Source organism: Mycobacterium sp. MS1601 (assembly GCF_001984215.1).
Lineage (GTDB): Bacteria > Actinomycetota > Actinomycetes > Mycobacteriales > Mycobacteriaceae > Mycobacterium.
Window position 1 is genome coordinate 1555540 of the sequence record NZ_CP019420.1, and the last position, 20496, is coordinate 1576035.

Below are 20496 nucleotides of genomic sequence, written 5' to 3' on the forward strand. Positions count from 1 at the left end.
TCGTCCCTCAGCCGCTAGGCCCCGTGTCCCTGCCTTCTGGCCACGGTCTCCTGCACGGCTTCGTCCCTCAGCCGCTAGGCCCCGTGTCCCAACGGCACCTGTTCACCCGGCGGCGTCGTACCCGGCGGGGTGCCGTCGCCGAAAGGCCTGCCGCCCAACGACTCCCGCCCGTGCGGGGTCAGCCAGTTGGCCAGCTCCGGCCCCTTGGGCACCACCCGGGTGGGGTTGATGTCGGTGTGCACCATGTAGTAGTGCTGCTTGATCTGCACAAAATCGGTGGTGTCGCCGAATCCCGGCGTCTGGAACAGATCTCGTGCGTACGCCCACAGCACCGGCATCTCGGACAGCTTGGTGCGGTTGCATTTGAAATGCCCGTGGTAGACCGGATCGAAGCGCGCCAGCGTGGTGAACAGCCGCACGTCGGCCTCGGTGATGGTGTCACCCACCAGGTATCGCTGCGTCGAGAGGCGGTCCTCCAGCCAGTCCAAGGTGGTGAACAGCCGGTCGTAGGCGGCGTCATAGGCATCCTGTGAACCGGCGAAACCGCACCGGTACACGCCGTTGTTCACTTCGGTGTAGATCCGCTTGGCCACCACGTCGATCTCGTCGCGCAGTTCCTCGGGGTACAACACAGGGGCGCCGGGGCGGTGATAGGCCGTCCATTCCGTGGACAGATCCAACGTCATCTGCGCGAAGTCGTTGGTGACCACCTGCCCCGTGGCCACCTCGACGATGGCAGGCACGGTGATGCCCTTCGGGTAGTCCGGGAACCGGGCGAAGTACGCGTCCTGCAGCCGCGGGATCTTCAGTACCGGGTCGACGCCGCCCGGGTCCAGGTCGAACGTCCAGCTGCGCTCGTCGTGCGTGGGTCCGCAGAAGCCGATGGACATCACGTCCTCGAGCCCGAGTAGGCGCCGCACGATGATCATGCGGTTGGCCCACGGGCAGGCCCGCGCCACGATCAGCCGGTACCGGCCCGGCTCCACGGGATAGCCGTCACGGCCGTCGGCCGTGATGCGGGTGGTGATGTAGTTGGTGTCCCGGTTGAATTCGCTGCCCTGGGCGACGTAAGCCATGCGCCTAGATTGCCCGACCGGACGCGCGTTTACGCGTCGAGTTCGCGGGCGACGGCCTTGACCACCTCGGAAACCCGACGGGCCACCTTGCGATCCGGGTACTTGCCCTTGCGCAGCTCCGGCTGGACCGTGCCCTCCAGCAAGGTGATCAGATCGTTGACCATGCCGTGGAGCTCGTCAGGGGTGTGCTTGTGCTCGACAGGACCCGCCGACTCCCGCCGGGTACGCGACAGACTGGGCGGCGCTTCCAGCAGCTTGACCTGAAGGGCCTGCGGGCCGCGCCGGCCGGCGGCGACACCGAACTCGACCTTCTGGCCGGCCTTGAGACCTTCCACGCCTGCGGGCAGCGCCGAGGAGCGGACATAGACGTCCTCTCCTTCTTCCTGGGAGAGGAAGCCGAAGCCCTTCTCGGCGTCGTACCACTTCACCTTGCCGGTCGGCACTGGTCTCACCTGCTTGTCAAGTCTTGGCAACATAAGGAAGCGTCCCGCCTGCGCAGGACGCAATGACAGGTGATCCTACTCGGCCGCCGGCTCCGCCAGCATCCCCGTTACTCGGTAGGCTGGCCGTACCTCTGGAGGAGCGATGCGCCTGATATTGAATGTGATCTGGCTGATCTTCGGTGGCCTCTGGCTTGCACTGGGCTACCTGTTGGCCGCACTGATCTGTTTTGTCCTGATCATCACCATTCCGTTCGGTTTCGCATCGCTGCGAATCGCGTCCTATGCACTGTGGCCGTTCGGCCGCACCATCGTGGACAAACCGGGCACCCGTCCCGGCGCCCTGATCGGCAACATCATCTGGATCATCGTGGCCGGCATCTGGCTGGCGATCGGGCACCTCATCACCGCGGTGGCCATGGCGATCACCATCATCGGCATCCCCTTGGCAATCGCGAACCTGAAGTTGATCCCGGTCTCGCTGATGCCGCTGGGCAAAGACATTGTGCCGGTCGGCCAGGACCGTGCCGTTGCGGAGGCACTCCGGTGACGGTCACCGCCCTGGGCCTTCCTTCTATACAGCGGCCTCCCACAAGCGCTGCTCCCAGTGCGGGTCCTCTGGTCGACACCTTCGGCCGCGTCGCGACCGACCTGCGGGTGTCGCTGACCGACCGCTGCAATCTGCGCTGTACCTATTGCATGCCTGCCGAGGGCCTGGACTGGATGCCGCGCACCCAGATGCTCAGCCCCGAGGAGCTGATTCGACTGCTGCGCATCGCGGTCACCCGGCTGGGCATCACGATGGTGCGCTTCACCGGCGGCGAGCCGCTGCTGATACCCCATCTGGAAGAGGTGGTGGCAGCAACGGCCGCGATGCGCCCGCGGCCCGAGATGGCGATGACCACAAACGGGCTGGGACTGCACAAACGCGCAGCGGGCTTGGCCCGTGCCGGCTTGAACCGTGTCAACGTCTCCCTGGACAGCGTCGACGCCGCCCACTTCGCCGCCATCACCCGGCGCGACCGGCTCGACGACGTACTGGCCGGCCTGGCAGCCGCCGAGGCAGCCGGCTTGGGCCCCGTCAAGGTCAATGCGGTACTGGACCCGGTGACCGGCCGCGGTGATGTCGTGGACCTGCTGAGGTACTGCCTGGAGCACGGATACCAACTGCGGATCATCGAGCAGATGCCGCTGGACGCCGGTCATCAGTGGAAGCGAGGCGAGATTCTCAGCGCCGCCGAGATCCTGACGATTCTGCGCAGTCACTTCGTCCTGTCCCCTGATCCCCGTCCACGCGGGTCGGCTCCGGCCGAGCTCTGGCAGGTTGACGGGGGCCCGGCGACCGTCGGCGTCATCGCCTCGGTCTCGGAGGCCTTCTGCTCCGCCTGTGACCGCACCCGCCTGACGGCCGACGGCCAGGTGCGTAACTGCTTGTTCGCCACCGACGAGACCGACCTGCGCCTGCTGCTGCGCGGTGGCGCCGACGACGACGCCATCGAGTCCGCCTGGCGCGCCGCGATGTGGAGCAAAGCAGCCGGGCACGGTATCAACGACCCCGACTTCGTCCAGCCCGCGCGCCCGATGAGTTCCATCGGTGGCTGAGGTGACAGTGCGGTACTTCGCCGCGGCCCGCGCCGCAGCGGGTACCGAGGAGGAGACGCTGAAGGTGGCGGCGGGAACGACGGTCGCCGATGTGATCCAGATCCTCGCTCTGCGTGACAAGCAGCTGGACCGGGTGCTGCAGCGGTGTTCATACCTTTGTGACAACATTGCGATCCGCGATACCGCAACCGTGATCGAATCGGGACAAACGCTGGACGTGTTACCCCCATTCGCCGGCGGATGACCGTGATTTACATCACATAACAATCCGATAACGAGCTGGCTACGAGGGAATAGACACCATTTCGGACCTGGGAAAACACGTTCCCGTCGTGGCGTTTTAGAGCCTTCTTAGACTTTGCCCGGCCGCAAAACGCCAGGACAGAGCCAAGGTGACGCACACGTTTGAAGCCACTACCGTTCACTCCCAGGCCAGCCGAGCTCTTCCCAGCGGCAGGCTCATCCCTCCTCGTTGCGCCTAGCTCCATCCATGTGAGGCGGGATCCGACAAACCACTGGATGGAGGCGGGGGACCCACCGGTCCACCGAAGGACCAGGAATCGTCCGCGATTCCTCGGGGTGAAGCCGAGAACAGTTCGTGGAACTGGGATCGGCCGGGCAACCTCTCCAGCCCGAACCCGACAGCTGACCTCGCAGGCGCCACAGAGAGGACAACACCGACCTATGAGTGGACGGCATCGCAAGCCCACTACATCGGCCACCCAGGTAGCGAAAGTCGCCTTCACCGGCGCTGTGCTCGGCGGTGCCGGAATCGCGCTGGCCGGTCAGGCCAACGCCGCACCGGACGCCGAATGGGACACCGTCGCCAGCTGTGAGTCCGGCGGAAACTGGGCCATCAACACCGGCAACGGCTATCAGGGCGGCCTGCAGTTCTCTCCCAGCACGTGGTCAGGTCACGGCGGTGGCGAATTCGCGCCGTCGGCGCACCTGGCCACCAAGGAAGAGCAGATCGCAGTCGCTGAGCGTGTGCTCGCCAGCCAGGGCAAGGGCGCATGGCCTGTGTGCGGACGGGGCCTGTCCGGCGCCACCCCGCGCAACGTCGTCGCCGAGCCCGCACCGATGAACGCGCCGCTGGATGCAGCCGGCCTCAACGGTGTGCCGCTGCCTCCGCCGCCCCCGGCGCCGGACCTGCTGCCGCCCCCGCCCCCGCTCCCGAGGTCGCTCCGGTGGCGTTCGCCCCGGCTCCCGCGCCTGAGGTCCTGCCGCCGGCCCCGCTGCTTCCGCCGCCGCCCGCGCCTCCGGCCGATCCGACCGCTGTGGTGGTCGACGCCTCCCTGGCCGCTCCGGCCCCAGCCGGCGACTGGACTTTCGCCGATCCGGCCGCCGCACCACAAACGTGGTCGATGGATGCCCCGCTGCCACAGGCTCCCGTCCCGATGCCCGCCGAGCCCGCCCCGCTGCCGCCGCCTCCCGCGCCTCCGGCTCCGGTTCCCCCGGCTCCGCTGCCGCCCGCCCCGGCCCCGGTTGCCGCGCCCGCTCCGGATCCCCTGGCACCGGTCCCTGCTCCGGACCCGTCGGCACCGATCGTCGCTGCCGCCCCGGCCGAGACACCGCACCTGCCCAGCCCGGAGAACCTGCCTCCCGGTGCCACCGAACTCCCGGTCGGTCCCCAGGAGAGCGCCAACGTGGGCTACCTCAAGGAACTGTGGCACGCGGTCCAGACGCAGGAGATCAGCGGCGGCGACATGCTGCTCGCGCTGGCTCAGCGACCGATGACCTCCGGCCCCGCTCCGGCAGCCGTTCCCCCGCCCCCGGGGGCACCCATCCCGGCTGCACCGGCTCCGCTGCCGGTCGATCCGGCCGCTCCGGTGCCGCCCCCGGCACCACTGCCGCCCGCCTGACAAGACCCGAATACACGTCGAGACTGCACAGTGTGCAGTCTCGACGTGTTACTGGGGCCGTGTGGTCGGGGTGTTCTAGGCGCTGTTGACCCACTCGTCGGTGCCGTCACCGAAGAACTGGTGCTTCCACACCGGCAGCCGGTCCTTGATGACGTCGACCAGCAGCGCGCAGGTGTCGAAGGCGGCCTTGCGATGGTCGGCCGCCACCGCCACCACCAGCGCCGCGTCACCGATGGCCAGTGGACCGACCCGGTGACTGGCGGCGATGGCCCGGACTCCCACCGCACCGGCGGCGATCTCGTTCAGCACGTCGCTTATGGTCTGTTCGGCAGTGGGGTGTGCCGAATACTCGAGCCGCAGCACCCCGCGTCCGCCGTCATGGTCGCGGACCACACCGGCAAAGCCCACCACCGCGCCCGCAGCGACGTGTGCCACCAAGTCCTCGTGTTCGGTCAGCGAGATGGGCGCCTTCGTCAGGCCCGCACGCAGCACCACAGTCATTGCGAATGATCCTCTCCGGCAAGCTGATCCAGCGCGTGGTGCACCACATCGGCCAGCACCCCGAGGCCGTCGCGCACACCACCGGGCGACCCGGGCAGGTTGACGATCAACGTCGTGCCCGCCACACCGCAAAGGCCACGGGAGAGCACCGACGTGGGCACCTTCGGCAGACCCGAACGCCGGATCGCGTCGGCCAGACCGGGAATCTCGTAGTCCAGCACCGCACGGGTTTGTGCCGGGGTGGCATCGGTGGGCGAGATACCGGTGCCGCCGGAGGTGATCACCAGGTCGGCGCCGTCGGCCACCGCGGCCCGCAGGGCGGCGCCGACCGGATCACCGTCGGGGACAACCTTGATCTCAGGCACCGAAAAGCCTTGTTGTACAAGCCATTCTGAGATAAGTGGCCCGGTGCGGTCCTCGTACACTCCGGCCGAGGCCCGCGTGGAGGCGATCACCACCGACGCGGTACGCGTCATCGGGTCCAGGTCCCGGTGCGCCCGCCGGTCTTGCTGAGCACCCGCACGTCGTGGATGCTGCCCGCCGGGTCCACGGCCTTGATCATGTCGTAGACCGTGAGAGCGGCGACACTGACGGCAGTCAGCGCTTCCATCTCGACGCCGGTGCGGTCGGTGGTCTTGACGGTGGCGGTGATGTCGATGTGCTCGGCGCCGACGTCGAATTCGATGTCCACCCCGGTGAGCGCCAGGTGATGGCACAACGGAATCAGATCACTGGTGCGTTTGGCCGCCAGGATGCCCGCCACCCGCGCCGTCGCCAGCGCGTCACCTTTGGGCAGGCCGCCCGAGGAGATCAGCCCCACCACCTCCGCGGTGGTGCGCAGCGTGCCCGCCGCGACAGCTATCCGTTTGGTGGTCGACTTGTCCGAGACGTCGACCATGTGCGCCGCACCCCGGTCATCGAGGTGCGACAGCGGGTTGGAACCCGTGCCGCGTGCCACCGCTACCGGTTGACGACGGTGACCGGGTGGACGTACGGAATTTCCGACAAAGGAAGCGGAAAGACCAGGTCACCAAAGGGTGAGAGAGATCCCGTGCGGTCGGAGACCAGCTCGCTGACCGCGTGGTCGTCGGGTCCCACCTCGGGCCAGCCGTTGTCGACGTAGTTCTTCTTGTCAGCCACGAGGGCCATTGTGTCAGGTGATGGACGGATGGCGCGCACGAGAACCTGTTTTACGCTGGTCAACGATGACCAAGCACTCCCCAGGCGTACCGCTCGGCGCCTGGCTGGCCGAGCTACCGGACGAGCGGCTGATCCGGCTGCTCGAGTTGCGGCCGGATCTCGCCCAACCGCCGCCCGGCAGCATCTCGGCTCTCGCTGCGCGCGCACAAGCCCGCCAGTCGGTGAAGGCTGCCACCGACGAGCTCGACTTCCTGCGCCTCGCAGTGCTGGATGCGCTGCTGGTGCTGCATGCCGACACCGAACCGGTACCGCTGTCCAAGCTGGTGGAACTGGTCGAGGACCGGGCGCCCGAGGCCACCGTGATCGAGGCCCTCGACGACCTCAAGGACCGCGCCCTGGCGTGGGGCGACGCGTCGGTCCGGGTATCGGCCGAGGCGGCAGCCGGTCTGCCGTGGTACCCGGGCCAGGTCATCCTCGAGGATCCCGCGCGGACGTCGGCTCAGATCACCGAACTGCTCGACGGGCTCGACGCCCCGCAGCGCGACCTGTTGGACCGGCTGCTCGACGGCTCTCCCGTGGGGCGCACCCGCGACGCCGCGCCGGGCGCTCCCGCCGATCGTCCGGTACCGCGGCTGCTGGCCTCCGGACTGCTGCGCCAGGTCGACGACGAGACGGTGATCCTGCCGCGCCAGGTCGGCCAGGTGATGCGCGGCGAAGAAACCGGACCGGTGCACCTCGTCGCGCCGGAACCCACCGTGTCCACCAACACCGTCAAGGACATCGACGCCGTGGCCGCGGGCGCCGTCATCGACCTGATGCGCGATATCGACGTGCTGATCGAAACCCTCGGTGCCACCCCCATCCCCGAGCTGCGCAGTGGCGGGCTCGGGGTCCGCGACATGAAGCGGCTCACCAAGCTCACCGGCATCGCCGAGCCGCGGCTCGGTCTGCTGCTGGAGGTCACGGCGGCGTCCGGACTGATCGCCAGCGGCATGCCCGACCCCGACCCCGAGGACGGCGCCGGACCGTACTGGGCGCCCACCGTCGGCGCCGACCGGTTCACCGAATCCCCCTTGGCCGAGCGCTGGGAACTGATCGCCACCACCTGGCTCACGCTGCCCTCCCGGCCCAGCCTCATCGGCCACCGCGGCCCCGACGGCAAGCCGTACGCAGCCCTGTCGGATGCGCTGTACTCGACGGCCGCTCCGCTGGATCGTCGGCTGCTGTTGACTGTGCTGACCGGGATGCCGAAGGGAGCAGGAGTGGACGCCGCGTCGGCGTCGCGGGCCCTGATCTGGCGTCGGCCCCGGTGGTCGGTGCGGCTACAGCCCGAACCCGTCGGCCAGCTGCTCGAGGAAGCGCACGCGCTGGGAATTCTCGGCCGCGGCGCCATCACCTCGCCCAGCCGCGTGCTGATCGACACCACCCGCGAGGATGCCGGCGACGCGGCCGTGGTCGCGATGAACAAGGTGCTGCCACCGCCCATCGACTACTTCCTGGTGCAGGCGGACCTGACCGTGGTGGTCCCCGGCCCGCTGGAACGCGACCTCGCCGAGGAACTGGCCGTGGTCGCAACGGTGGAGTCGGCGGGTGCGGCCATGGTCTACCGGGTCGGCGAGCAGTCCATCCGGCGGGCCCTGGACACCGGCCGCTCCGCTGCCGCCCTGCAGTCGTTCTTCAAGAAGCACTCCAAAACACCTGTCCCGCAGGGGTTGACGTACCTCATCGACGACGTCGCCCGGCGGCACGGTCAGCTGCGCATCGGGATGGCGTCCTCGTTCATCCGCTGCGAGGATCCTTCGCTGCTGGCCCAGGCCATCGCGCTGCCCGGCGCCGCGCAACTGGAACTGCGGCAGGTGGCCCCCACGGTGGCGGTGTCGCAGGCGTCCATCGCCGACGTGCTGGCGGTGTTGCGCCAGGCCGGGCTGGCCCCTGCCGCCGAGGACGCCTCCGGGGCCATCGTGGACCTGCGCTCCCGGGGCTCGCGGGTGCCCACGCCGCAACATCGGCGCTTCTTCCGGCCGCTGCCCAGCGCTCCCAACCGGGATACCCTGGGCGCCGTCGTCGCGGTGCTGCGCAAAGTGGTGGCCCTGCCGCTGCCCGGTTCCACCGGCGAGCGTGTGGACCCGACGCGGGCCATGGCTCTGCTACAGCAGGCCGCCCACCGGCAGGAGTCAGTGGTGATCGGCTACATCGACGCGGCGGGGGTGGCGACGCAGCGGGTGGTGTCGCCGATCTCGGTGCGCGGCGGGCAGCTGATGGCCTTCGATCCGGCCTCCGGCAGGGTGCGTGACTTCGCGGTTCACCGCGTGACGACGGTGATGTCGGTGGACGACTGAATAATGGGCGGGTGCCCAGCGTTGACCACGACGCCACGATGCGGCACACAGAAGGGAGGGGCGCATGACCGACGGACCCCTGATCGTTCAGTCCGACAAGACCGTGTTGCTCGAGGTCGACCACGAGCAGGCCGGCGCGGCGCGCGCCGCCATCGCCCCGTTCGCCGAGTTGGAACGTGCCCCAGAGCACATCCACACCTACCGCATCACCCCGCTGGCGTTGTGGAACGCCCGGGCTGCGGGCCACGACGCCGAGCAGGTGGTCGACGCCCTGGTGAGCTTCTCGCGCTTTGCGGTGCCACAGCCGCTGTTGGTCGACATCGTCGACACCATGGCCCGCTACGGCAGGTTGCAGCTGGTCAAGAGCCCGGTCCACGGACTGGTTCTGGTCAGCCTGGATCGGGCGGTGCTCGAGGAGGTCCTGCGCAACAAGAAAATCGCCCCGATGCTGGGCGCGCGCATCGACCCCGACACCGTGATCGTGCATCCCAGCGAGCGTGGGCACATCAAGCAGATCCTCTTGAAGATCGGCTGGCCCGCTGAGGACCTGGCCGGTTACGTCAACGGCGAGGCGCATCCCATCGCGCTGGACCAGGACGGTTGGCACCTACGCGACTACCAGGAGATGGCCGCCGAGTCGTTCTGGGCTGGTGGCTCCGGGGTGGTGGTGCTCCCGTGCGGCGCGGGCAAGACGATGGTGGGTGCGGCTGCCATGGCCAAGGCCGGCGCCACCACGCTGATCCTGGTCACCAACACCGTCGCCGGTCGGCAGTGGAAGCGAGAGCTGATCGCCCGCACCTCGCTGACCGAAGAGGAGATCGGCGAGTACTCCGGCGAACGCAAAGAGATCCGGCCGGTCACCATTGCGACGTATCAGGTGATCACCCGCCGCACCAAGGGCGAGTACAAACACCTGGAGCTGTTCGACAGCCGCGACTGGGGCCTGATCATCTACGACGAGGTGCACCTGCTGCCCGCCCCGGTGTTCCGGATGACGGCCGATCTGCAGTCACGTCGCCGCCTCGGGCTGACGGCCACCCTGATCCGTGAGGACGGCCGCGAGGGTGACGTGTTCTCGCTCATCGGACCCAAGCGGTACGACGCGCCGTGGAAGGACATCGAGGCCCAGGGCTGGATCGCCCCGGCGGAGTGCATCGAGGTCCGGGTCACCATGACCGACAACGAGCGCATGCTCTACGCGGTGGCCGAGCCGGAAGATCGCTACAAACTCTGTGCCACAGCACGTTCCAAGATGGCGGTGGTGAAGTCCATTCTGGCGCAGCACCCCAAGGAGCAGACGCTGGTCATCGGCGCCTATCTCGACCAACTCGACGAGCTGGGCGCCGAACTCGATGCGCCGGTGATCCAGGGCGCCACCAAGAACGCCGAACGTGAGGTGCTCTTCGACCAGTTCCGCCGCGGCGAGATCCGCACGCTGGTGGTGTCCAAGGTGGCCAACTTCTCCATCGATCTTCCGGAAGCATCGGTGGCCGTGCAGGTGTCGGGGACATTCGGCTCACGCCAGGAAGAGGCGCAGCGGCTGGGCCGGCTGTTGCGACCCAAGGCCGACGGCGGTGGCGCGGTGTTCTACAGCGTGGTGGCCCGCGACAGCCTCGACGCCGAGTACGCCGCGCACCGGCAGCGGTTCCTGGCCGAGCAGGGCTACGGCTACGTGATCAAGGACGCCGACGACCTGCTGGGTCCCGCCATATGACCGTGGTGCGCGTTGTGCCGGTGCTGACGGTCCCGGACCTCGATTCTGCGGTCAGCGCACACAGCAGCGTCCTCGGCCTGAACGTGGTGATGAACCACGGCTGGATCGCCACGCTGGCCGGTGCCGACAATCGGCATCAGCTCAGCCTGATGACCAAAGACCAAACAGCGCAGGTCAATCCGTCGGTATCAGTGGAAGTCGACGACGTAGACGCCGCCTACGAACAGGCGGTGGCCGCCGGGCTGCCGATCCTGCATCCCCTCAGCGACGAGCAGTGGGGAGTGCGGCGGTTCTTCTTCGCCGACCCGTGCGGCAACGTCGTCAACGTCCTGAGCCACCGCGACTGAGCCAGGGCGTCCATGGTGACCTTGGACCGGCTCGTCAACGTGCTCGGCGGCTACGGGTTCAGTTTGCGGGCATGCGCAATTGAGCGGTCGACGGAATTGCGATCGGTGGTTCTGCGCGAGGACCGCGACGTGGTGGGCGACGTGCTGCTGGGGGTCGGGGCGCACTGCCTCGACGACGCGCTGGACTGGGCTCGCAAGGCGCGCGCCTCGGTGCTGCTGGTCCGCGACGACGCCTGGGGTGAACAGGTCGAGCCCACCGCGGACATCGCCATCTTGACTGTCGCCGGTGACGTCTCGTGGAGCGAGGTCGCCGCCGTGGTGTTCGGGCTGGTGCTCGAGGGCAGGGAAACCGAGTCCGGCCGGGGCCCCACCGATCTGTTCGCCCTGTCGGACAGTCTCGCCGACGCGGTGGGTGGTGCAGTGACCATCGAGGACCGCGTGGGCCGGGTGCTGGCCTACTCCCGGATGCAGCAGCACGCCGACAACGCGCGCGCCGAAACCATCCTGGGCCGGGAGGTTCCGCAGCGGCTGCGTGAGCTGTTGGCCGAGCGCGGGGTGATCCGGCACCTGGCCTCCTCCGATCAGCCGCTGTTCCTTGCGCCCGCACCCGCCGACGGATTGTCGGGGCGCATGGTGGTGGCCGCGCGGGCCGGCCGGGAGGTGCTGGGCTCGCTGTGGGTGGCCAGCCCCACCGAATTGGTGGGCGAGCGACTGCAGGCGCTCACCGACGGCGCCAGGACGGTGGCGCTGCATCTGCTGCGCTCGCGAGCCAGCGCGGACTTGGAGCGTCAGGTGGAATCCGATCTGGTGATCGGGCTGCTCGAGGGCACCGTGGACGCACCCACCGCGGTGAGCAAGCTGGCGTTGCCGGCGTCCGGTTTACGGGTTATCGGGTTGCGCGCACGCGTGGGCGAGGAACTGCACGCGGCGCTTCTCATGACGTTCGAGCGTGCCACCACAGGTTTCGGTTGGTCGCGGCCGGGCCGCAGCGCGCTCGCGGCCAGCACGGTCTACACCATCTTGCCCGGCGATTCGGCCGTCGCTGCCCGCCGCTGGGTCGACGACGTGCGGGCCGCGTTGCCCGCGGAGTCGGTTGTGCACGCGGGGATCAGCGGTGCGGCGACGGTGTTGGAGTTGCCCGTGGCCCGCGACGAGGCGGACGAGTGCCTGGCGATGCACGAGCTGCGCCGCGGCGCGGCGGGAGATCCGCCCGCCTATGACGAGTCCTGGGACGAGATCGTGCTGCAGCGTCTCACCATCGCGGCACGCCTGGGCCGCACTCCGCAACGTGGCCCGGTGAGTGATCTGCGCCGTCACGACCAGTTGCACGCCACGCAATATGTGGCCACCCTGCGCGCCTGGCTGGCCGCGCAGGGTGACCTGCATGCGGCGGCGGCGAGCTTGGGGGTCCACGACAACACCGTGCGTTACCGGATGCGCAAGATGGCCGAGGCCACCGAACTCGATCTCACCGATGCTCGCAAGCGTTTCGCCATGACGGTGGAATTGGCTGCCGCCGACACCTTGTCCGCAGAGGACAATCAGTTGTAGGGATTTTGTTCGCCCTGTCCAACACCCGGTGCCACTCCGCGGGCCACTATCGATAGGAGTAGCTCATTCGACGGAGGTGACCTGATGGCCGGCGGCGTTGGGATCGACGGCGTGCCGCGATCGGTGCTTGTCGTGGGGGCGGGCATCGTTGGCCTGTCCACTGCGTGGTTTCTTGCCGAGCGTGGTGTCGAGGTGACGGTGGTGGATCGCACCGGCGTAGCCGCGGGCGCATCCTGGGGCAATGCCGGATGGGTGTCGCCGGCGCTGACGATTCCACTCAATGAGCCGGCGGTACTGGCCTACGGTCTGCGATCCCTGGTGAATCCCGCTGCGCCCCTGCATATTCCACCGACAGTCGATCCGAAGTTGTGGTCGTTTCTGATCCGCTTCGCCATGAACTGCCGCCGCTCGTCGTGGCAGCGGGCGGTGGCGGCCAACCTGCCGTTCAACCGGGAATGCCTCGAGGCATTCGATGTGCTGACCGGCAACGGGGTGGACGTGCCGACCACTGACGGCCCCATCACCGCGGTGTTCGGCGACACCCGCCAAGCCGCACATCTCGACGCCGAGCTGCGCGCGCTGCAACGCGCCGGCCAGGAGCTCGAGTACCGCATGTTGTCAGGGGCCGAACTGCGCGATCAGGCGCCGCTGGCATCCTCGGCAGCCGCGGTGGGTGTGAGCGTCGAGCATCAGCGCTTCGTGGATCCGGGCCGATTCACCCACGCCTTGGGCCGGGCTGTCGCGGCGCGGGGTGTCGTGATCGCCACCGGTGAGGTCACCGATGTGCGCCCGGGCCCGCATGGCGTCCAGGTGTTCCTCCGGGGCGAGCCTCCACGCCTGGCCGACGCCGTCGTCCTGGCCACCGGCGCCTGGCTCTCGAAACTGGCCGGCCGATGGGTGCGCACCCCGGTTCGCGCCGGACGCGGATACTCGTTCACCGTGCCCGTCGACCGTCCGGCGCCGGGGCCGATCTATCTGCCCGAAGCACGGGTGGCGTGCACGCCGTACCAGGGTGCGTTGCGGGTGGCAGGCACCATGGAGTTCCGCGACCCGGACGCACCGCCGGTGGCGGCGCGTGTCCGTGCCATCGTCGAGTCCGCGTCCCCGCTGCTTGACGGTGTGGACTGGGATCGGCGTAGCGATGTCTGGGTGGGCCCTCGACCGGTCACCTCCGACGGACGCCCACTCATCGGCGCGGTGCAGCCCGGCCTGTTCGTCGCCGGCGGGCACGGCATGTGGGGGCTGGCGCACGGTCCGGCCACCGGTCGTTTGCTGGCTGAGCTGATCACCACCGGAAAGCGCAGTGCGGCACTGGATGCCGTCGATCCGCTGCGCTGAATTCACCGGCCTGTACCGAGTCGTCAGGGGCGGCGTACCGACCCGCCCCTGACGGCGATTTTCCTGTTTCGGACAACTTTTGGGAGAGACCCATGACCACAGCGCAGCCGAGTTGGCTGACCACACAAGCGCACAGCCGGCTGATGGCCGAGCTGGATCTGCTCAACAGCCTGGGCAGCACCGAGCGCAGGGATGACGATGACGCCAATGCGGTGGCCGTCGAGCATGCCCGCCGCTCCCGGATCCAGCGCATCCACGACCTTCTGCTCAATGCCGTTGTGGGAGAGGATCCGCCCGACGACGGTGTCGCCGAACCGGGGATGGTCCTGACGGTGCGCTTCGCCGACACCGGCGAGACCGAGACGTTCCTGCTCGGCGTCGGGGGTGTCGAATACGGCGATCTGGAGGTCTACTCCGTCACCTCACCGCTGGGCGCCGCACTGGTGGGTGCCCGCCCGGGTGACCGCCGCGTGTATCACGTGCCCAGCGGCGCCGCGATGGAGGTGACGCTGGTGAAGTCGGTGCCGTACGGGATGCACATGCGCTGATCCACCGATACGCACTCCCCTACGTCAGGCCCGGCCGGATCACCACCGCCGACAGGGGATCTGAGCGTCCGGCGGCAATGTCGCGCCAGGTCTGGTCAGCGGCGTCCAGACCGGCCAGGGTGCGTACCTGCAACCACTGCGACGCCCACCCGTTGAGGTCCGTGCGGGCCGCGGGGTAGAGCTGCTCGATGGCGTCCTGGCCTATCTCGGCGGCCAGTTCCTGTTCGCGGTCACCGGTGTTGAACACCGACACCGTGGGGTCATGGCGACCGTCGGCCGACCATGTGCGCAGGTGGGTGCCGCCGACGATCACCGTGGCCGCCAGGCCCGATCCCAGGCGGTCTCGCACCGCGGCGCTCACCTCGGCCGCACCGGCCAGGTCGACGTAGACGACCTCACCCGCGGTCGGCAGCGCGGCGATGTTGTCGTAGCTCAGCACCTGCTCGTACACCCCGAACGACTCCACGGCGGTGCGGTGGCGCGCACTGGTGAGGCCGGTGACGTGGGTGCCCGTGGCGCTCAGCAGCCGGGCCAGCGCCGCCGCCGACCTGCTGGACGCGCTGGACAGCACCACCCGGTCCGCGTACCCCAGGTCGCGGGCCAACAGGGTGGCGAACGGGAAGACGGCCAGCAGCACGGTGTCGACGTCGATCTGGTGGTCGTCCCACTGCGCCAGCACCGGCGGCGCCGCGGTCAGCCGGCGGTAGATGGGCAGCATGCCGGCTCGGGGCTGATCGACGGCCAGCAACCCCTCGGGTACGGCGGTGGCTCGCAGCGCGGTGTGGGTGGCCATCGGCAGGTAACCGGTCACCACCGCCCCGGCCTCGGCGACCGCGCTCGGCGCGGACACCACGCGGGCGGCGCCCCAGACCGGCACCCGCCCCCAGCCCGGCGACGGTGACGGGTAGGCGTCCCAGGAGCGCAGGATGTCACCGAGCATCACATAGCCCAGGTTGTTGGTGGCCAGGCTGAAACGCTGCACCTCCAGAACCACGGCGTCGGGAGCGTCGGGCAGATGGTCGGACACGATCCGGGTGTGGTCGAACGCGGCGGCGCGTTCGACTTCGAGAACGGACACGGGCAGGTCTTCCGCAGTCATGCTTCGACCTTACTTGCTATTCACATAGCATGTTGCGATGACCGGTCACCGCCCCCGCACCCAGCAGCAGCGCCGCGCCGAGACCGAGCACCGCCTGCTGGAAGCTGCGCTGGCGCTCATCGCCGAGTCGGGATCCCGGGCGATGTCGACAGCGCAGGTGGGCACCACCGCCGGCTACAGCCGCGGGATCGTCAACCACCAGTTCGGTTCCAAGAAGGAACTACTGCGTCGCGCCGTCGAGCACGCCCAGATTCTGGTGACCGTCCCACCGGAGGCCAGCGGCCTGCAGTGGATCCTCGAGCTCACCAGGAGCTATCTGGCGCTGCCCGCCGAAGGCATCGCCGGGGTCACCCGCGCGTTCCTGCTGATGTGGGGTGAGGCGGCCGCCAACGACGTCAACGTCCGCGAGGTCTACCTCGAGCGCGACCAGTGGTTTCGCGACCTCATCACCACCGCGGTCACCGACGGCATCACCGCAGGCGACATCCGCGCGGACGTCGACGCGACGGCGTTCGCGTATCTCCTGGTCGGCATGCTGCGCGGGACGATGCTGCAGTTGATGCTGACCCCCGACCCGGCGATGCACGAACGGCTGAGAGCAGAATGCCTGGCGCTGGTGCGCCACCACCTGGCGGTCACGCCGTAGTGGCGACCTCGTCCAGGCTGGTGTCCTTGGTCTCGGGCATCACGAGAAGGGCGATGAACGTCAGCGCCGCCGCCGACGCCAGGTAGACCCCCACCCATCCGACGCTGTAGGTGGTGGCCAGGTAGGTGGCGATGAACGGGGCCACGGCCGCGCCGAGGATGCTGGAGAGGTTGTAGGAGATACCGGATCCGGTGTAGCGGACGTTGGTCGGGAACAGCTCCGGCAGCACCGCACTCATCGGCGCGAACGTCAGACCCATGAGGGTCATACCGACCACCAGGAACAGCAGCGTCATGCCTTCGGTGCGCGAACTGAGCAGCATCCCGAAGCAGCCGCCGAAGACGATGATGCCCGCGGTGATCACCAGTAGGGTCCGACGGCGACCGAACTTGTCGGCCAGCAGACCCGAGATCGGCAACGCCCCGGCGAAGAACAGCACCGAGATCAGTTGCAGGTACAGGAAATCCACGTACCCGAAGCCCAGTCCGCTGCCGTCGGGCGGGCGCTTGCCGGTGCCGTAGCTCAACGCCCAAGTGGTCACGATGTAGAACAGCGTGTAGGTGGCCAGCATGACGAAGGTCCCGATGATCAGCTGCCGCCAGCTACCGCGGAACACCTCGGCCAGGGGTGTCTTGACACGTTCGCCGCGTTCCACGGCGCGGGCGAACACCGGCGTCTCGGTCAGCTTCAGCCGAACGTACAGACCGATGGCCACCATGATCGCCGACAGCAGGAACGGCACCCGCCAGCCCCAGGTCAGGAACGCACCGTCCAGGTCCGGTTCGGTGTTGCTGTGCCCCAGGGCGATGATCAGTATCAGGAATAGCCCGTTGGCCAGCAGGAAGCCGAACGGGGCACCCAGCTGGGGCCACATCGCCGCCCACGCGCGTTTGCCCGGTCTGGCGGTCTCGGTGGCCAGCAGTGCCGCACCGCTCCATTCCCCGCCGAGTGCCAGGCCCTGGGCAAAGCGCATGACGGCCAGCAGCGCCGGCGCCAGCACGCCCACCTGGGCGTAGGTGGGCAGCAACCCGATGGCGAATGTCGCGATCCCCATCGTCAGCAGCGAGCCGACCAGCGTCGCCTTGCGTCCCACCCGGTCGCCGAAGTGGCCGAACAGGACAGATCCCACCGGCCGGGCGACGAACGCCAACCCGAACGTCGCCAGCGAGGCCAGCAGGGCTGCAGTGCCGTCGCCTTTGGGGAAGAACAGGTGCGGGAACACCGATACCGCCGCGGTGGCGTAGATGTAGAAATCGAAGAACTCGATGGTGGTGCCCACCATCGACGCCACCACGATGCGGCTGCGCGGCACCCCTGCGACGAGGTTCTCGTCGGTCCTGCTCATAAGCAACTCGTCCTTGTTAGCTCAGTGGGTCAACAAGGCATCTTGACATCACGGGTGCGTTCGGGTCACATCGTCGCGACGGCCGCTTCCAGATCGGCGATCACGATCTTGCGCATCTCCAGCATCGCCCTGGTGGCCGCGGCGGCGACGGCCGGGTCGGCATTCTCGATCAGCTCGTAGAGCCGTTGCGGCACCACCTGCCAGCTCAGCCCGAACCGGTCCTTGAGCCAACCGCACTGCGATTCCTCACCGCCGTCGGTCAGCTTGGCCCAGTAGTAGTCGACTTCGTCCTGGTCAGCGCAGCGGATCTCGAACGACACAGCTTCGGTGAAGCGGAACTCCGGCCCACCGTTGATCCCCAGAAAACGGTTGCCGTCGAGCACGAAGGCGCCGTAACAGACATCACCGGGTTTCCCGGGCCCGGCCTCGGTGTAGCGGACCAGAGACTCCACCGAGGAGTTGGGGAACACCGAGGTGTAGAACTCGATGGCTTCTTCGAGGGTGTAGTCGAACCATAGGCAGGGGGTGATTGTTGTCATGCCGGTACCGACTGCACCCGTGGCCGGAAGTCATCGAGGCGTCACTGCAGGGCGGGGATGACCTCCCGCTCGAACATCTCGATACCGGAGCGGTCATAGGCCGCCTCCGGGAAGTAGCAGATGACGTACTCGCAGCCCAGGCCGCGCAGATTCTGCAGCGTCTCGGTGACCTGCTCGACGGTGCCCGCGCCGGTGCCGGGGCCGCTCATCGAGGCGATCATGGCGTCGGTGGCAGCCTCCCCCGCCACGCCGGAGATCCGGGACCGGATGCGTTCGAGTCGGTCGGAGACATCGAATTCCGAGGTCCCGAGTACGACGTTGACGTTGGAGGACCGCACGATGGCGTCGAAGTCGGTGCCGACCTCGCGGCAGTGTCCGGCCAGGATCTCCGACTTGTTCTTGAAGACGTCCGGGGTCGAGGCAAAGTTGGTGTACTGCGCGTACTGGGCGGCGATGCGCAACGTCACCTTCTCACCGCCGCCGGCGATCCACAGCGGGATGCCGTCGTCCTGCAGGGGCTTGGGTGCCACGATCGCGCCGTCCACCTGGTAGTGCTTGCCGTCGAAGTTGACCACGCCGTCGCGCCAGGCCTCGCGCATGATCTGCACGCCCTCGTCGAGCCGGGCAAGCCGTACACCTGCGGACGGGAAGCCGTAGCCGTAGGCGCGCCATTCGTGTTCGTACCAGCCACCACCGATGCCCATCTGGACCCGTCCGCCCGAGATGATGTCGGCGGTGGCAGCCACTTTGGCCAGGTAGACGGGGTTGCGGTAGCTCATGGCCGTGCACATCTGGCCCAGCTTGATCCGCGAGGTCGTGGCGGCGTACGCCGACATCAGCGACCACGCCTCGTGGGTGGCTTCGCTGCTGGGCACCGGCACGGTGTGGAAGTGGTCGTACACCCACAGCGAGTCCCACGCCTGGGTGTTGTCGGCATAGGTGGCAAGCCCGTTCATCACCGCCCACTGCTCTGCGGGGTCGATTCCGACCAGATCCAGACGCCAGCCTTGCGGGATGAACAATCCGAAGCGCATGGCACCCGACTCTAGCCCGAGGACGGGGCACGGCAAGTAATCGGGAGTTCACTGCGTTACACGGCCTGGTAACACGGGTCGGCGAACGTGGACCGTGTGACCGTCACCATCAATGCGAACCCGTACGTATGGCCGTACGACGGCGACATCCCGCCCGACAGGACCGCACTGATCAACATCGACTGGCAGGTCGATTTCTGCGGCGAGGGCGGTTACGTCGACGCCATGGGTTACGACCTGTCGCTCACCCGCACTCCGCTGGGCCCGGCGCAGGAGGTGCTGGCGGCGGCCCGCGATGCCGGGCTGTTCATCATCCACACCAGGGAGGGGCATCGGCCGGATCTGTCCGACCTGCCGCCCAACAAACGGTGGCGCTCGGCACAGATCGGCGCCGAGATCGGCTCCGCGGGGCCCTGCGGTCGCATCCTCACTCGCGGAGAGCCCGGCTGGGAACTGGTGCCCGAAATGGCGCCGCTGCCTGGTGAACCGGTGATCGACAAGCCCGGCAAAGGCAGCTTCTACGCCACCGACCTGGATCTGGTGCTGCAGAGCAGCCGGATCACCCACATCATCTTCACCGGCATCACCACTGACGTGTGCGTACACACCACCATGCGCGACGCCAACGACCGCGGCTACGAGTGCCTGGTGGTCTCCGATGCCACCGGCGCCACGGACTATGCGAATCATGTTGCGGCACTGAACATGATCACCATGCAGGGCGGGGTGTTCGGCGCGCATGCCGACAGCGCGACGGTGGTCGAATCGCTGCGCCGTCTGCCTCAGAGTCCGAGAGCGGACATGGCTCCGGCGATGACGACTTCGCGCAGTTCCTGAGGCTGCGCGTCGGGGAACTGCAGACAGCAGTCCTGGAGTCCGCCGAGAGCGATCACGGCACGGGCCGCCTGCTCGAGTGTCGGTTCCGGTCCGAAGATCAATATGCCCAGCCGCTGCCGCCACGACAGCATCCTGTCGATGAGGCCGAGGTCGGCGATGGTGCTCAGTTCGGAGACCACCAGCAGCAGATCCGCCCGGTGCCCATAGTGGAAGTCGAAGTACCTGGCCAGGATCTCCCGCGGGGTCCACTCCGGGTGGGTTTCGCACTCCAGCGCCAACTGTTCACCGCCGTCGATCAGCGGTTGCACGATGCTGCGGACCAGTTCCTCCCGCGAGCTGAAGTGGTAGTACAGCGCCGGCTTCGTGATGCCGAGCCGCGCTGCGATGTCCTGCAGGCTGGTGCGCTGGACTCCTTTGACCGCGAACAGTTCCCGGGCGGCGTCCTGGATGCGCTGACGCGTGTCTGATCTCGGGGAACTCACGGACCTACCCTAACTAACCGATCGTTAGGTAAGCTCTCATCGACACTTACCGACCG

General features: G+C 68.1%; 22 protein-coding genes, 1 pseudogene and 1 riboswitch. Of the genes and pseudogenes, 12 read left to right on the plus strand and 11 right to left on the minus strand.

Annotated features, from left to right (window positions below; all coding sequences use genetic code 11):
- Window positions 1–74 precede the first annotated feature (74 nt).
- Together BVC93_RS07570 and BVC93_RS07575 are read right to left on the minus strand one after the other, a co-directional pair.
- The gene (locus BVC93_RS07570; protein ID WP_083736626.1) at window positions 75–1076 is read right to left on the minus strand and encodes a glutathione S-transferase family protein; all 1002 of its coding nucleotides are present in this window, start codon (window positions 1074–1076) and stop codon (window positions 75–77) included.
- Window positions 1077–1105: 29 nt separating this feature from the next.
- Window positions 1106–1519 carry a cold-shock protein gene (locus tag BVC93_RS07575; RefSeq protein ID WP_083736627.1) on the minus strand — a complete coding sequence of 138 codons (414 nt, stop codon included), beginning with the start codon at window positions 1517–1519 and terminating at the stop codon, window positions 1106–1108.
- Window positions 1520–1661: 142 nt separating this feature from the next.
- Here BVC93_RS07575 and BVC93_RS07580 point away from each other — a divergent pair, with 142 nt between their 5' ends.
- The 4 genes and pseudogenes from BVC93_RS07580 (at window position 1662) to BVC93_RS34575 (ending at window position 4980) form a co-directional block, all read left to right on the plus strand.
- The gene (locus BVC93_RS07580; protein ID WP_083736628.1) at window positions 1662–2066 is read left to right on the plus strand and encodes a YccF domain-containing protein; all 405 of its coding nucleotides are present in this window, start codon (window positions 1662–1664) and stop codon (window positions 2064–2066) included.
- Window positions 2063–3118 (plus strand): GTP 3',8-cyclase MoaA, encoded by a 1056-nt coding sequence (gene moaA, locus BVC93_RS07585; RefSeq protein WP_083736629.1) that lies wholly within the window; start codon window positions 2063–2065, stop codon window positions 3116–3118. The genes BVC93_RS07580 and moaA overlap by 4 nt, the downstream gene beginning before the upstream one ends.
- A 1-nt stretch (window position 3119) precedes the next feature.
- Window positions 3120–3362, plus strand: coding sequence for a MoaD/ThiS family protein (locus tag BVC93_RS07590; protein ID WP_083740884.1), 243 nt, complete (start codon window positions 3120–3122; stop codon window positions 3360–3362).
- Window positions 3363–3613: 251 nt separating this feature from the next.
- A riboswitch (cyclic di-AMP (ydaO/yuaA leader) is annotated at window positions 3614–3793 on the plus strand.
- 9 nt (window positions 3794–3802) lie between these two features.
- Window positions 3803–4980, plus strand: a pseudogene (locus tag BVC93_RS34575) (transglycosylase family protein).
- A gap of 75 nt (window positions 4981–5055) precedes the next feature.
- Here BVC93_RS34575 and BVC93_RS07600 read toward each other — a convergent pair.
- The 4 genes from BVC93_RS07600 to BVC93_RS07615 form a co-directional block, all read right to left on the minus strand.
- Window positions 5056–5481, minus strand: coding sequence for a molybdenum cofactor biosynthesis protein MoaE (locus BVC93_RS07600; protein WP_083736630.1), 426 nt, complete (start codon window positions 5479–5481; stop codon window positions 5056–5058).
- Window positions 5478–5957 carry a MogA/MoaB family molybdenum cofactor biosynthesis protein gene (locus tag BVC93_RS07605; protein ID WP_083736631.1) on the minus strand — a complete coding sequence of 160 codons (480 nt, stop codon included), beginning with the start codon at window positions 5955–5957 and terminating at the stop codon, window positions 5478–5480. The genes BVC93_RS07600 and BVC93_RS07605 overlap by 4 nt, the downstream gene beginning before the upstream one ends.
- Entirely contained in the window at window positions 5954–6379 is a 426-nt protein-coding gene (moaC, locus tag BVC93_RS07610) for a cyclic pyranopterin monophosphate synthase MoaC (RefSeq protein ID WP_157517189.1), read from the minus strand. Before moaC ends, BVC93_RS07605 begins: the two co-directional genes overlap by 4 nt.
- A 62-nt stretch (window positions 6380–6441) precedes the next feature.
- The gene (locus tag BVC93_RS07615) at window positions 6442–6630 is read right to left on the minus strand and encodes a hypothetical protein (RefSeq protein ID WP_083736633.1); all 189 of its coding nucleotides are present in this window, start codon (window positions 6628–6630) and stop codon (window positions 6442–6444) included.
- A gap of 56 nt (window positions 6631–6686) precedes the next feature.
- Here BVC93_RS07615 and BVC93_RS07620 point away from each other — a divergent pair, with 56 nt between their 5' ends.
- From BVC93_RS07620 to BVC93_RS07645, 6 genes are all read left to right on the plus strand, one after another.
- Window positions 6687–8960, plus strand: a complete 2274-nt coding sequence (locus BVC93_RS07620) for a helicase-associated domain-containing protein (RefSeq protein ID WP_083736634.1) — start codon at window positions 6687–6689, stop codon at window positions 8958–8960.
- Window positions 8961–9024: 64 nt separating this feature from the next.
- Window positions 9025–10674, plus strand: coding sequence for a DNA repair helicase XPB (locus tag BVC93_RS07625; protein WP_083736635.1), 1650 nt, complete (start codon window positions 9025–9027; stop codon window positions 10672–10674).
- Complete coding sequence (locus tag BVC93_RS07630) at window positions 10671–11021, plus strand: VOC family protein (RefSeq protein WP_083736636.1); 351 nt, start codon at window positions 10671–10673, stop codon at window positions 11019–11021. Before BVC93_RS07625 ends, BVC93_RS07630 begins: the two co-directional genes overlap by 4 nt.
- A 12-nt stretch (window positions 11022–11033) precedes the next feature.
- A complete protein-coding gene (locus BVC93_RS07635) occupies window positions 11034–12572 on the plus strand; it encodes a PucR family transcriptional regulator (protein ID WP_083736637.1) in 1539 nt (512 codons plus the stop codon).
- An 84-nt stretch (window positions 12573–12656) separates the two neighbouring features.
- Window positions 12657–13910, plus strand: a complete 1254-nt coding sequence (locus BVC93_RS07640) for an NAD(P)/FAD-dependent oxidoreductase (protein ID WP_083736638.1) — start codon at window positions 12657–12659, stop codon at window positions 13908–13910.
- A 92-nt stretch (window positions 13911–14002) separates the two neighbouring features.
- Complete coding sequence (locus tag BVC93_RS07645) at window positions 14003–14458, plus strand: GreA/GreB family elongation factor (RefSeq protein WP_083736639.1); 456 nt, start codon at window positions 14003–14005, stop codon at window positions 14456–14458.
- Window positions 14459–14477: 19 nt separating this feature from the next.
- On the opposite strand, the gene BVC93_RS07650 is transcribed toward BVC93_RS07645, so the two are convergent.
- Window positions 14478–15557, minus strand: a complete 1080-nt coding sequence (locus BVC93_RS07650) for a DUF2855 family protein (protein WP_083736640.1) — start codon at window positions 15555–15557, stop codon at window positions 14478–14480.
- Window positions 15558–15594: 37 nt separating this feature from the next.
- On the opposite strand from BVC93_RS07650, the gene BVC93_RS07655 reads away from it, so the two are divergent.
- Complete coding sequence (locus tag BVC93_RS07655) at window positions 15595–16203, plus strand: TetR/AcrR family transcriptional regulator (RefSeq protein WP_083736641.1); 609 nt, start codon at window positions 15595–15597, stop codon at window positions 16201–16203.
- Here BVC93_RS07655 and BVC93_RS07660 read toward each other — a convergent pair.
- From BVC93_RS07660 to BVC93_RS07670, 3 genes are all read right to left on the minus strand, one after another.
- Window positions 16193–17548, minus strand: a complete 1356-nt coding sequence (locus tag BVC93_RS07660; RefSeq protein WP_083736642.1) for an MFS transporter — start codon at window positions 17546–17548, stop codon at window positions 16193–16195. The genes BVC93_RS07655 and BVC93_RS07660 overlap by 11 nt on opposite strands.
- A 65-nt stretch (window positions 17549–17613) precedes the next feature.
- The gene (locus BVC93_RS07665; protein WP_083736643.1) at window positions 17614–18087 is read right to left on the minus strand and encodes a VOC family protein; all 474 of its coding nucleotides are present in this window, start codon (window positions 18085–18087) and stop codon (window positions 17614–17616) included.
- A gap of 41 nt (window positions 18088–18128) precedes the next feature.
- Window positions 18129–19121 carry an LLM class F420-dependent oxidoreductase gene (locus tag BVC93_RS07670; RefSeq protein ID WP_083736644.1) on the minus strand — a complete coding sequence of 331 codons (993 nt, stop codon included), beginning with the start codon at window positions 19119–19121 and terminating at the stop codon, window positions 18129–18131.
- Between the two features lie 96 nt (window positions 19122–19217).
- Between BVC93_RS07670 and biuH the strand changes: the two genes are divergently transcribed.
- On the plus strand, window positions 19218–19958 hold the full coding sequence (biuH, locus tag BVC93_RS07675) for a biuret amidohydrolase (RefSeq protein WP_083740885.1): 741 nt from the start codon (window positions 19218–19220) through the stop codon (window positions 19956–19958).
- Here the strand turns inward: biuH and BVC93_RS07680 are convergent.
- Entirely contained in the window at window positions 19904–20440 is a 537-nt protein-coding gene (locus tag BVC93_RS07680; protein WP_083736645.1) for a TetR/AcrR family transcriptional regulator, read from the minus strand. The two genes, biuH and BVC93_RS07680, sit on opposite strands and share 55 nt — an antisense overlap.
- Window positions 20441–20496 lie beyond the last annotated feature (56 nt).

What these genes read in the sequence shown, in the direction of transcription:
- BVC93_RS07570 (WP_083736626.1), bottom strand. Translation starts at nt 1,076, where the DNA reads ATGGCTTACGTCGCCCAGGGCAGCGAATTCAACCGGGACACCAACTAC.
- BVC93_RS07580 (WP_083736628.1), top strand. Translation starts at nt 1,662, where the DNA reads ATGCGCCTGATATTGAATGTGATCTGGCTGATCTTCGGTGGCCTCTGG.
- BVC93_RS07600 (WP_083736630.1), bottom strand. Translation starts at nt 5,481, where the DNA reads ATGACTGTGGTGCTGCGTGCGGGCCTGACGAAGGCGCCCATCTCGCTG.
- BVC93_RS07605 (WP_083736631.1), bottom strand. Translation starts at nt 5,957, where the DNA reads ATGACGCGTACCGCGTCGGTGGTGATCGCCTCCACGCGGGCCTCGGCC.
- moaC (WP_157517189.1), bottom strand. Translation starts at nt 6,379, where the DNA reads ATGGTCGACGTCTCGGACAAGTCGACCACCAAACGGATAGCTGTCGCG.
- BVC93_RS07615 (WP_083736633.1), bottom strand. Translation starts at nt 6,630, where the DNA reads ATGGCCCTCGTGGCTGACAAGAAGAACTACGTCGACAACGGCTGGCCC.
- BVC93_RS07620 (WP_083736634.1), top strand. Translation starts at nt 6,687, where the DNA reads ATGACCAAGCACTCCCCAGGCGTACCGCTCGGCGCCTGGCTGGCCGAG.
- BVC93_RS07625 (WP_083736635.1), top strand. Translation starts at nt 9,025, where the DNA reads ATGACCGACGGACCCCTGATCGTTCAGTCCGACAAGACCGTGTTGCTC.
- BVC93_RS07630 (WP_083736636.1), top strand. Translation starts at nt 10,671, where the DNA reads ATGACCGTGGTGCGCGTTGTGCCGGTGCTGACGGTCCCGGACCTCGAT.
- BVC93_RS07635 (WP_083736637.1), top strand. Translation starts at nt 11,034, where the DNA reads ATGGTGACCTTGGACCGGCTCGTCAACGTGCTCGGCGGCTACGGGTTC.
- BVC93_RS07640 (WP_083736638.1), top strand. Translation starts at nt 12,657, where the DNA reads ATGGCCGGCGGCGTTGGGATCGACGGCGTGCCGCGATCGGTGCTTGTC.
- BVC93_RS07645 (WP_083736639.1), top strand. Translation starts at nt 14,003, where the DNA reads ATGACCACAGCGCAGCCGAGTTGGCTGACCACACAAGCGCACAGCCGG.
- BVC93_RS07650 (WP_083736640.1), bottom strand. Translation starts at nt 15,557, where the DNA reads ATGACTGCGGAAGACCTGCCCGTGTCCGTTCTCGAAGTCGAACGCGCC.
- BVC93_RS07655 (WP_083736641.1), top strand. Translation starts at nt 15,595, where the DNA reads ATGACCGGTCACCGCCCCCGCACCCAGCAGCAGCGCCGCGCCGAGACC.
- BVC93_RS07660 (WP_083736642.1), bottom strand. Translation starts at nt 17,548, where the DNA reads ATGAGCAGGACCGACGAGAACCTCGTCGCAGGGGTGCCGCGCAGCCGC.
- BVC93_RS07665 (WP_083736643.1), bottom strand. Translation starts at nt 18,087, where the DNA reads ATGACAACAATCACCCCCTGCCTATGGTTCGACTACACCCTCGAAGAA.
- BVC93_RS07670 (WP_083736644.1), bottom strand. Translation starts at nt 19,121, where the DNA reads ATGCGCTTCGGATTGTTCATCCCGCAAGGCTGGCGTCTGGATCTGGTC.